General features: G+C 60.0%; 9 protein-coding genes. 6 read left to right on the plus strand and 3 right to left on the minus strand.

Annotated features, from left to right (window positions below):
- The first annotated feature begins 134 nt into the window (after positions 1–134).
- The 5 genes from PMI37_RS07095 to PMI37_RS07115 all read left to right on the plus strand — a co-directional run bounded on the left by PMI37_RS07095 (position 135) and on the right by PMI37_RS07115 (position 4,541).
- Positions 135–1,538 carry an ABC transporter substrate-binding protein gene (locus tag PMI37_RS07095; RefSeq protein ID WP_008079458.1) on the plus strand — a complete coding sequence of 468 codons (1,404 nt, stop codon included), beginning with the start codon at positions 135–137 and terminating at the stop codon, positions 1,536–1,538.
- Between the two features lie 144 nt (positions 1,539–1,682).
- Positions 1,683–2,465, plus strand: coding sequence for an ABC transporter permease (locus tag PMI37_RS07100; protein WP_008079460.1), 783 nt, complete (start codon positions 1,683–1,685; stop codon positions 2,463–2,465).
- Complete coding sequence (locus tag PMI37_RS07105) at positions 2,465–3,313, plus strand: ABC transporter ATP-binding protein (RefSeq protein ID WP_008079462.1); 849 nt, start codon at positions 2,465–2,467, stop codon at positions 3,311–3,313. The genes PMI37_RS07100 and PMI37_RS07105 overlap by 1 nt, the downstream gene beginning before the upstream one ends.
- Entirely contained in the window at positions 3,310–4,272 is a 963-nt protein-coding gene (locus PMI37_RS07110; RefSeq protein WP_008079464.1) for a HEAT repeat domain-containing protein, read from the plus strand. The genes PMI37_RS07105 and PMI37_RS07110 overlap by 4 nt, the downstream gene beginning before the upstream one ends.
- Positions 4,269–4,541 carry a DUF971 domain-containing protein gene (locus PMI37_RS07115; protein WP_008079466.1) on the plus strand — a complete coding sequence of 91 codons (273 nt, stop codon included), beginning with the start codon at positions 4,269–4,271 and terminating at the stop codon, positions 4,539–4,541. The genes PMI37_RS07110 and PMI37_RS07115 overlap by 4 nt, the downstream gene beginning before the upstream one ends.
- 126 nt (positions 4,542–4,667) lie before the next feature.
- Here PMI37_RS07115 and PMI37_RS07120 read toward each other — a convergent pair whose 3' ends face one another.
- The 3 genes from PMI37_RS07120 to PMI37_RS07130 all read right to left on the minus strand — a co-directional run bounded on the left by PMI37_RS07120 (position 4,668) and on the right by PMI37_RS07130 (position 9,169).
- Complete coding sequence (locus PMI37_RS07120; RefSeq protein ID WP_008079468.1) at positions 4,668–6,326, minus strand: phosphoethanolamine transferase; 1,659 nt, start codon at positions 6,324–6,326, stop codon at positions 4,668–4,670.
- A gap of 216 nt (positions 6,327–6,542) precedes the next feature.
- The gene (locus PMI37_RS07125) at positions 6,543–7,280 is read right to left on the minus strand and encodes a TorF family putative porin (protein ID WP_008079469.1); all 738 of its coding nucleotides are present in this window, start codon (positions 7,278–7,280) and stop codon (positions 6,543–6,545) included.
- Positions 7,281–7,426: 146 nt separating this feature from the next.
- Positions 7,427–9,169: an amidohydrolase gene (locus PMI37_RS07130; protein ID WP_008079472.1), complete on the minus strand. Its 1,743-nt coding sequence runs from the start codon at positions 9,167–9,169 to the stop codon at positions 7,427–7,429.
- Between the two features lie 103 nt (positions 9,170–9,272).
- Here PMI37_RS07130 and PMI37_RS07135 point away from each other — a divergent pair, with 103 nt between their 5' ends.
- Positions 9,273–10,190: a LysR family transcriptional regulator gene (locus PMI37_RS07135; protein WP_008079474.1), complete on the plus strand. Its 918-nt coding sequence runs from the start codon at positions 9,273–9,275 to the stop codon at positions 10,188–10,190.
- Positions 10,191–10,326: the final 136 nt, after the last annotated feature.

Raw genomic sequence — 10,326 nt, forward strand, 5'->3', positions numbered from 1 at the left:
GATGAGGCCGGCCCAGATACCGCAAAGCCATCCGGAAACACCGGACGCTGGATTCATCGAAAACCCCTCGTTTCCCACCGCGCCCTGATCGCGGCGGAGACGAACTCAAATAAATGATTCGAGGGGAAACAACCATGTTGCGTGCAGCAATCGCCGGTCTGGTACTGGCTTCGTTCACCTTGTCGGCCTCGGCCGAAACCATCCGCATCGCCATCGGCACCCAGGACACCACCATCAACTGCGCCGCTGGCGGGTTGTTGATTCGAGAGCTGGGCCTGCTCGACAAATACCTGCCCCACGACGGCGCCTACAAAGACGCCAAGTACGACGTGCAGTGGAAGAACTTCACCAGTGGCGCACCGCTGACCAACGAGATGGTTGCCGGCAAACTCGACTTCGGCGCCATGGCCGATTTCCCCGGCGCGTTCAACGGCGTGGCGTTTGAAACCGCTGGCAAGCACAGCCTGTTTATCAGCGTGCTGTCGGGCAGTATCAAAGGCAGCGGCAACGGCATCGTCGTGCCGAGCGCGTCGGGTGTGCAGTCGCTGAGCGAACTCAAAGGCAAGACTATTTCCGTACCGTTTGCCTCCACCGCCCACGGCATGTTGCTGCGTGCCGTGGCAGCGCAGGGTTGGGACCCGCTGAAAGACGTCAACATCATCGCCCAACCGCCGGAGGTTGCCGGCTCCGCGTTGCAGGCCGGCAAGATCGACGCTCACGCCGATTTTGTGCCGTTCGCTGAACTGTTCCCGAGCCGGGGCTTCGCCCGCAAGATCTACGACGGCGCCCAGGCCAATGCACCGACGTTCCACGGTGCGCTGGTGGATCAGGCGTATGCGAAGAAGTACCCGGAGGTCGTCGTCGCTTACCTGCGCGCGAGCATCGAGGCCAATCAATTGCTCGCGGACGAGCCTGAGAAGTACAGCGAACTGATCGCCAAAGTCACCGGCGTCGATGCCGAGGTCAACTACCTGTTCCACGGCCCGCTCGGCGTGCAGACCCGTGACCTGAGCTGGAAGCCCGAGTATCGCCAGGCAGTCGGCACCGCCATCGATACGTTGAAGCTGCTGAAGAAGGCCGATCGTGGCCTCGACCTCAATACCTTCATTGACGATCAATACATCCGTGCTGCGTTCAAGGCATCGAACCTCGATTACACCGCGCAACTGGCCAACTACGCGCAGACGCCGCTGAAGGCCAAGGATGCAGCGTCCGGTAAAGCGATCACTGACTTCAGCCATGTCGCTGAAATCTGGGTGCGCGGCGAAGACAAAGTGCGCCAGTACGCCTCGGCTGAAGAGGCGTTCACTGCACTGGCCGCGTTGAAGCAGGAAGGCAAAAACATCCGTGCGGTGTATGCGCAGGCCAGTGACAGCGGGATCAAGTTGCTCGCTGAACAGGCGTGGTTTGCCAGTGATGCGAAAGGGCGTCTGAGCGCGTTCCTGCTCAAAGGCCAGGCCCAGCAATACGCCTCGGCCCAGGGCGGCAAAGTCCTCGACTTCACCGACGCCACCACCCAGGCCGTCGCCACCCGTTAACTCAAGTGTAGATCGTTCCCACGCTCTGCGTGGGAATGCCTCAATGGACGCTCTGCGTCCGCTTTGGATGTGACGCGGAGCGTCACGGGATGCATTCCCACGCAGAGCGTGGGAACGATCAGATCTCGGTTGTGAGGAATTATTGTGTATCGAACTTACTTTCGCTGGGTTCCGAGGGCCGCTTCGTTACTGCTCTGCCTGCTATTTTGGCAACTCGCCGCCAGCCACCACTGGAACCTCGGCCTCGTTACCTTCGCCAACGTGCCGACACCTGTCGCGGTGATCGAAGCAGCATTGGGCCTGGGCGACTCCGGCAAACTCCTGCAACACCTGACCGCCAGCCTCAGCCGCGTCTTCGCCGGCTACCTTGCGGCACTGGTCATCGGCATCGCCCTGGGCTTGGCCATCGGCCGCTCGAAATGGGCCGAAGACTTGCTGCTGCCACCGCTGGAGGTCTTGCGTCCGATCCCCGCCGTCGCGTGGATTCCGCTGGCGATCCTGATGTTCCCGTCCTCTGAACTGTCGATGGTCTTCATCACTTTTACCGGCGCACTGTTCCCGATTCTGCTCAACACCGTGCACGGCGTCGAAGGCGTCGATCCACGCCTGATCGCCTCAGCCAAAAGCCTTGGGGCAGGGCGCCGGGCGATCCTGCTGGAAGTGATTCTGCCGGGTGCTGCGCCAAGCATCATCACGGGGCTGGCGATCGGCATGGGCACTTCGTGGTTCTGTCTGGTGACGGCGGAAATGATCTCCGGCCAGTTCGGCATCGGTTACTACACCTGGGAGTCCTACACGATTCAGAACTACGCCGACATCGTCGTCGGCATGCTCTTGATCGGTGTGCTGGGCATGGGCAGCAGTCTGCTGATCAAACGTCTGGGCGGGTTGTTCACGCCCTGGCATCGACCGCGAGGAAAAGCCTGATGAGCGTGATGCAAACCCCGGAAGGGCGGATCGATATTCGCCAATTGTCCATCGTCCTCGGCCAAGGAAGTGAAGCGTTCGAAGCTGTACGGGAACTCGATTGCTGGATCGAACCCGGCCAGTTCGTGTGCATTCTCGGCCCGTCCGGTTGTGGCAAATCGACCTTGCTCGGTGCCTTGGCCGGGCATTTGAGTGCGCACGCCGGCAGCCTCAAAGTCGATGGCGGCGAAGTGTCCGGGCCGTCACCGCAGCGCGGCATGGTGTTCCAGCATCACACGCTGTTTCCGTGGCGCACGGTGCGTGACAACGTGGCATTCGGCCTGAAAATGCGTGGCATCGGCAAGGCTGAACGGCATCGCGCCGCCGATGACATTCTCAAACTGGTTGGCCTCGAAGGCTTCGCTGAGCGCTGGCCCGATCAACTCTCTGGCGGTATGCAGCAACGCGTCGAGATCGCCCGGGTGCTGGTCAATCGCCCACGCTTGTTGCTGATGGACGAGCCGTTCGGCGCGCTGGATGCGCTGACCCGGCTGAACATGCAAGAGCTGCTGCTGGACATCTGGACGCGCATCCGCACCACCGTGGTCTTCGTCACCCACGACATCGACGAGGCACTGTTCCTCGCTGACCGCTTGCTGGTGATGAGCGCGCGGCCGGGGCGAATCATCGAAGACTTGCGCCTCGACTTCGCCCGACCACGCACCAGCGAATTGGTGACCAGCGCCGAATTTTCCCGACTCAAGCGCCACTGCCTCGACCTGCTGCGCCACGACGACGACCGACCGCTGCCGCGCCTCAATCCGCTCGGCCTGCCTCCCGAAAACCCTTTGCCGCGATTTGCCCTATGACCTCTATTTTTGCTGTGACCGATAACGACGACATCCTCGCCCTGCAACCGCGCCTGACTGCAGAAGACGCTGGCGTGCGCCGTATTGCGCTGATTGATCTGGCCGATCTCGAAGAGCCGGATGGCTTGCTCTGGCTGGTTGATCGGCTGGGACAAGATCCCGCCGAAGAAGTCCGCGCCGAAGCCGCGCGGTTGCTGGAAGCCTGGGAGGATGAGGAAGTCGTGCAAGCGCTGTGCGAGGCGCTGACCGATTCGGCGCCCGCCGTGCAATCCGCTGCCGCGCAGAGTCTGAGCTTGCTGAAAACCGAAGCGGCGGGGCAGGTGATTCTGCCGTGGACTGATCATGCGGATGTCAGCGTACGTATCGCTGCGTTCCGTGCCTTGCGTGAGTTGCGTTTCGCCGATGCCGCGCCTGCTGCAGTCACCGCGTTGAACGATGCCGACGCCAGTGTTCGTCGCGAAGCCGTCGGGGTGCTCGGCTGGCTCAAGCAACTTGACGCATTACCGGCGTTGGCCCGATTGGCCAGCGATGACCCCGACACCGAAGTGCGCCGCGCGGCCACCGGCGCGTTGGGCCTGGCCTCCAGCGCCGAAGTCCTGCCGGCTCTGCGTCAGGCCTTGCAGGACAGCGCCTGGCAAGTGCGCGAAGAAGCCGCGACGACTTTGGGCAAGGTCGGCCACATTGATGCGGGCTCAGCGTTGGTCGAAGCGCTGAGCGACGATTATTGGCAAGTGCGTTTGCGCGCCACCCGCAGCCTCGGTCGTTTGCGGTTCGCGCCGGCACTCGACGCGTTGATCGACACCCTCGGCCATCGCATCAGCAATCTGCGCAAAGAGGCCGCACTGGCCTTGGGTGAGTTGCATGATCGCGGTGCCGTGGCCGCGTTGCAGGCTGCGCAGGATGACGGCGACCCGGAAGTGCGCAAAGCCGTGCGCATTGCCCTGAGTCAATTGCAATGAACCCGCTGTCGGTCAGTAACTCGCAAAGTGAGCGGACGTTACGCCTGAGTTGGCCAGACGGCCGCGAACAGCAACTCAACCACGCCGAACTGCGCCGCCAGTGCCCCTGCTCGCAATGCCGCGCCTTCCGCCTGCAAGGCCTGACGCCGATGGTTGATGATCGCGTACGCCTGATCGAACTCAACCCCCAGGGTTACGGCGTGCAACTGATCTTCAGCGACGGCCACCAACGCGGCATCTATCCGTGGCCCTATCTGGCAAACCTATGACAATCCCTGTAGGAGCTGCCGAAGGCTGCGATCTTTTGATCCTGTTTTTAACAATCAACATCAAAAGATCGCAGCCTTCGGCAGCTCCTACATTGATCATTGCCAATCGCCAATCAGCCAGTCGGGTTATTGCGCGGCGGTCATTGAAGGCCGGCAGCCATGGAAAATATCCAGCCCCGGTTGATACAGCGAGGTCTTTACCTCAAACAACCCCAGCACCGAGTGAAACAGGTTGTCGTGGCTCAGATCTGCCTGCGCGGTCTTGCCTTGCAGGCACCCGCGATCAATCCCTTCATTGGCCAGTGTGTGATCACCAAACCACATCACCATCGGCACATGCGTTTGCGCTTCAGGCGCCAGCGCATAGGGCGCCGCATGCAGATACAAGCCGTTTTCACCCAGCGATTCACCGTGATCGGAGACGTACACCATCGACGTATCCAGTGTCTGTTGATTGCGCTTGAGCAACTCGATGACCTTGGCGAGAAAGTGGTCGGTGTACAAAATCGTGTTGTCGTACACGTTCACCAGTTCATCGCGGCTGCAACTGCCCAACTGGTTGGTGTGGCAGATCGGCTTGAAACGCTCCATGTCTTGCGGGTAGCGCTGGTAATACTCGGGGCCGTGGCTACCGTCCGCATGCAGGACGATGATCGCGTGGCCCTTGAGGCTGTCGATGTAGCCTTGCAGGTCCGCCAGCAGCGCTTCATCGAGGCAGTTGTTGCCGTCGCAGAACGGCCCCGGCTGGTTCTTCGCGATGTCGCGGTGCGGTACGCGCAGGCAGGTGCCTTTGCAGTCGCTGTTGTTGTCCAGCCACAGCACCTGCAGCCCGGCGCGCTGGAGGATGTCGAGCAGGCCTTCGTAGGTTTTGTCTTTCTTGTCGCTGTAGTCCTCACGCGGGAACATCGAGAACATGCACGGTACCGACACCGCCGTCGACGTGCCGCAGGAATGCACTTGAGTGAAATTGAGGATGTCGAGTTTGCTCAACTCGGGATTGGTCTCGCGCTCATAGCCGTTAAGCGAAAAGTGATCGGCGCGGGCGGTTTCACCGACCACGAAGACCATCAGCGATTTTTTCTCGCGACTGGCAGCCTTGGCGCTCATCACCGCGTCTTCGCCGATGGCCTGCACCACGAAGTGCTTTTTGATGCCCAGGCGTTGCTTGGTGTATTTGCTGATCGCGTAGATGTAATTGGTCGGGTTGATGAAGTGAGTGAGCTTGTCTTCTTCGCGAAAGATCGGCGCGTAAGTTGAATAGAACGTGCCCACTGAGGCGGCGATCACCAGCACGCAACCGACGATCACCAGAACCTTGTTGAGCAACCCGCGAAAAAACGGCCGATAACTCACCGGCCAACGCCAGATCAGCGCCGCCGGCAATACGCCGAGCAGCAACACGTAAGCGAGCAACTTGCTGTTGAGCAGCGCGGCGGCTTCGGATGGATTGGTTTCAAAGACGTTCTGGATCATCACCGTGTCGATGGTGATGCCGTATTCATTCATGAAATACGCTGCGCAGGCCGAGAGCAGGGCAACCACGGTGAGCGCCGGTTTCAGCGTCCAGCGAAATGACACCAGCGTCAGCAGCAGAGTGATAGCCGCCCACAAAAACAGCCCGAACGAGGCGAAAAACCCCAGTTTGTGCGCGCCTTGCAAAGTGATCAGCGTGCCCAGCGCCTTCCAGGTCGCCAGGTTGTACAGCGCGACCAATGCCAGGGAAAACAGCAGCACCAGTCGGGTCGGAGTGATGGACGGTGAACGCAGTCCGTTGCCCAAAGCCATTCGCACTTTTCCTCTACTCAAATAGAAAACACACACGGTTGCGCGTGTAACAGTAGAAGAACAATAGTAAAAATTCCGTAAACATCCTGTAACAAGTCGAAAGCACAGCAAAACCCTGTAGGAGCTGCCGAAGGCTGCGATCTTTTGATCTTGATCTTTAAAAACAAGATCAAAAGATCGCAGCCTTCGGCAGCTCCTACAGTGGGGGCGTGGGGGTCAGAAGGATTTGCTTAGGCTGGCGACGACGGTGGCGGTACAGACGTCCTTGAAGCCCCAGTTGCTCAGGCACTGGCTCTGTGAGAGGTCAGTGTCGATGTAGCTCAGGCCCAACACCACGCCGGCGAGGTTGTGAGTGAGTTTCACCTCCCATTCGCGGTACGAGTCTTCAGCGCTGCCCGACGCCGAGTACAAATGCGGATCCTTGAAATCCATGTTGCCGTAACGCAGCTTCAGCCCCGAGTCATACGGCAGTTCAGTTTCATAACCGATGTAGGTGTACAGCGAGTTCTGTTTGTTATCGATCCCCGGCGCGTCGTTGGAGTAATACGCCGCCAGTTTCACCCCGTATACGCCGAGAATTCCGTAGACCTCGCTCTGGTTGAACTGGCTTTCCTTGGGGTAGGCGTATTTGATGTAGCCCAGATCAAGGCTGACATCCTCGGTCGCCTGCCACAGCCAACCGCCGTAGTAATCGACTTCTTGGCGGGTTTTCAGGCCGCCGCCGAAATCAACGTTGGAGCTCCATGCGCCAAGGTACAGTCCGCTGCTGTGGGCGAGGGTCAAACCAGCCTGTACGGCAGGGTCGTTTTGCGTTTGCGAGATGCCGCGAGTGCGGTAATCGCTGGCTAAATTCAGGTCCACCACCAGCGCAAAATCATCGTTCAAAGGGATCGCTTGGCTGCTCAAGGGCAGCGCGCTCAAAAAACTCAGGGCGAACAGGGGCAAGGCTTTCATGTGAAGTCCCGATGTTGTGATTATTTTTGGGCAGTACGAACCCCTGTAGGAGCTGCCGCAGGCTGCGATCTTTTGATCTTGGTTTTTAAAATCAAAGTCAAAAGATCGCAGCCTGCGGCAGCTCCTACATGGGAGAGATTTTCTTGTTATTGGGTGGCGGTGTAGACCTGACGGCCGCCGAACCAGGTTTGCAGCACTTTGGTGTCATGCAGGGCTTTGTTGTCGACGCTGAACACGTCGCGATCGAGCACGATAAAGTCCGCCTGCTTGCCCGGCGTCAGTGAGCCGATCTGTTTTTCCAGGCCAATCGTGCGCGCCGCATTGACCGTGTAGGCATAGAACATGGTGTCGCGGTCCAGACGCTCATCAGCATTGAGCACGCCCAACGGGCCGACGCGGGTGATCGCCTGCGCCATGGCGTTGAACGGGTTCGGCGACGACACCGGCCAGTCACTCGCGCCGGCAATCGTCGCGCCTTGTTTGAGCAGCGAATGCGCCGGGTACTGATAGCGGAAGGCGAGGGCGCTGACGTAGGGCTTGATCATGTCGGTGGTGTAGTCGTCGGCGCTGGCCCAGAGCAATTGCATCGAGGCGATGACGTTGAGCGGTTTGAAACGGGCGAACTCTTTCGGGTTGACCATTTGCAGGTGAGTGATCGAATGGGTCACACCGCTCTGGCGATCCTTGCGCGCCTGGGCGATGCCGTTCAGCGATTCACGCACCGCGCGGTCGCCGATGGCGTGGATGTGCACCAGCCAGCCGCGTTGGTCGATGGCGCTGACCAGTTCGCCGAAATGCTGCGGGTCGATCAGCAGTTCGCCCTGTTTGTGCGAGTTGCTGTACGGATCGATCATCGCCGCGCTTTGCGCCGGGAATTCGATCACGCCGTCGGCGAAGATCTTGATGCCGGGTAACGTCAGATTCGGGATGCCTTGGAATTGCTGGCGCACCTTGTCCAGCGTGTCGAGGTCGGCGGGCACGCTTTTCGGGTTGGCCACCAGCAGCGCCGCGACATGTACGCTCATGTCGCCGCTTTCCGACAGCGCTTTATAAGCCGGCAGCACGCCGACGGTTTTCTCGGTGGGCTTGAGGGCGAACACCGCTTCGCCCGGGGCGGCGTTAGCGGCCGGGTCCATCCACGCGGTGATGCCGAGGCTGTTGTTGTAGCGCACGGCGGATTTGGCGGCATTGAGCATGTCGGCGGGGCTCGGCACCGGCATTTTCGAGGCGACCCGATCCCAACCAGCGTCGACCACAAAGCCGTTCGGTTCGCCGCTGGCCAGTTTGCCGATGGTGTCTTTTTCCGCGTCGGGCAGGGTTTTCAGCAGGGCCGCATCAATCCCGGCGCGCTTGAGCATGACGTTGTTGGCCCACGCGGTGTGGTGGTCGCTGCCGATAAACACCACCGGCACATCGGCCCATTCGCCGCTGTTGAAGGTTTTGCCCAAGGCCTCGGCTTGCGCCCAATAAGCCGAACTCATCCCGGCAATGCTCAGCACGTCGCCATGTTTGGCCTTGCCGTCTGCACGCCAGTCGCGCAGACGTTTTTGCAGCTCGTCGAGATCGACGACTTCGTCTTCCATGTTCGCCGAGACCATTTCCAGCCCGCCGAAAATCGCGTGGGAATGGCTGTCGATCAGCCCGGGCATCAGCGCTTTGCCCTTGAGGTCGATGACTTGGGTGCCCGGTTCGATCAAGGCTTTGATTTGCGCGTCGCTACCGACTTTCAGCACTTTGCCGTTTTCCACGGCGAGGGCCTGAACCTTGGGTTGTGCACGGTCGGCGGTGAAAATTTTGCCGTTGAGCAGGATCAGATCAGGGGCGGCCATGGCTTCCATCGAGGCAAAACTTACGGCGAGTACCAACAGCTTCGGGATGAATCTTTTCATTGAAGATTTCCTTGTTATTGCGTCTGATGGCGAGATTAGTGGCTGGCAGCGACTGACAGAATGCCTCCCGCACGAAAAACGTTTTTGCCTGAATGGAAAAAGCATGGACAAGTTGGGTGCATTGAAAATGTTCGTGGTCACCGCGCAGCTCGGCAGTTTCAGCCGCGCTGCCGAGCAGTTGGGCAAGACCCCGTCGGCGCTGACCAAAGCGGTCAATCACCTGGAGTCGGAGCTGGGTGCGCGGTTGTTCGAGCGCAGCACGCGGCGGATCTTGCTGACTGAAATCGGCCGGGTCTACCTGGAAACCGCGCGGCTGGTGTTGCAGCGGCTGGACGAGGCCAGCGAGGAAATCGAGCAATTGCAGCACGGCTTGCGCGGCAGCCTGAAAATCACTGCGCCGCTGGCGTATGGCCGGGCGTTTCTCGATCAGGTGTGTGACGGCTTTTTGCAGCAATACCCGCAGATCAGCCTGCAAGTGGATCTGTGCGATGCCTTCGTCAATCTGCTGGAAAGTGGTTATGACCTGGCGTTGCGCGAGGGCCACGATGATTTGCCGGGGTTGATTGCGCGGGTGGTCGGCAGCAATCGCCTGGCGTTGTGCGGCAGCCCGGAATACTTGGCGCGCAAGGGCTTGCCGGTGAATCCGCAGACCCTTGAACAGCATGAATGGCTGCTTTATCAGCATCCGTTGCTCAGCCGCGAATTCTGGTGGGCCGAGCGCGATGGCCAGCGTTTGAGTCTGGCGCAACCGACGGCGCCGTTGTTGCGCAGTGATAATTACGATTTGTTGCTGGCCAGTGCTCTGGCCGGGCGAGGATTGCTGCACACGCCACTGTGGAGCGCCGCGCCGTACATTGCCGATGAGCGACTGGTGCGGGTCATGGCGGATTACGAGATCGACCCGGACACTTTTGGCCCGCACATTCTGGCGGTGTACCCGAGCCATCGACGGGCCACGGCGAAGGTCGTTGCTTTCATCGATTACATCGCCGAATTCCTCGCCGAACGCGGCCTTAACTGACACCCCCCGCACTGATCGTTCCCACGCTCTGCGTGGGAATGCCTCTAGGGACGCTCTGCGTCCAGTGACGCGGAGCGTCACGGGCTGCATTCCCACGCAGAGCGTGGGAACGATCAAAACAAGATCAAAAGATCGC

It is taken from the genome of Pseudomonas sp. GM80 (assembly GCF_000282515.1).
Taxonomy (GTDB): Bacteria; Pseudomonadota; Gammaproteobacteria; order Pseudomonadales; family Pseudomonadaceae; genus Aquipseudomonas.

Coding starts and splice junctions, on each gene's coding strand:
- PMI37_RS07095 (WP_008079458.1), top strand. CDS start 135: ATGTTGCGTGCAGCAATCGCCGGTCTGGTACTGGCTTCGTTCACCTTG.
- PMI37_RS07105 (WP_008079462.1), top strand. CDS start 2,465: ATGAGCGTGATGCAAACCCCGGAAGGGCGGATCGATATTCGCCAATTG.
- PMI37_RS07110 (WP_008079464.1), top strand. CDS start 3,310: ATGACCTCTATTTTTGCTGTGACCGATAACGACGACATCCTCGCCCTG.
- PMI37_RS07115 (WP_008079466.1), top strand. CDS start 4,269: ATGAACCCGCTGTCGGTCAGTAACTCGCAAAGTGAGCGGACGTTACGC.
- PMI37_RS07120 (WP_008079468.1), bottom strand. CDS start 6,326: ATGGCTTTGGGCAACGGACTGCGTTCACCGTCCATCACTCCGACCCGA.
- PMI37_RS07125 (WP_008079469.1), bottom strand. CDS start 7,280: ATGAAAGCCTTGCCCCTGTTCGCCCTGAGTTTTTTGAGCGCGCTGCCC.
- PMI37_RS07130 (WP_008079472.1), bottom strand. CDS start 9,169: ATGAAAAGATTCATCCCGAAGCTGTTGGTACTCGCCGTAAGTTTTGCC.
- PMI37_RS07135 (WP_008079474.1), top strand. CDS start 9,273: ATGGACAAGTTGGGTGCATTGAAAATGTTCGTGGTCACCGCGCAGCTC.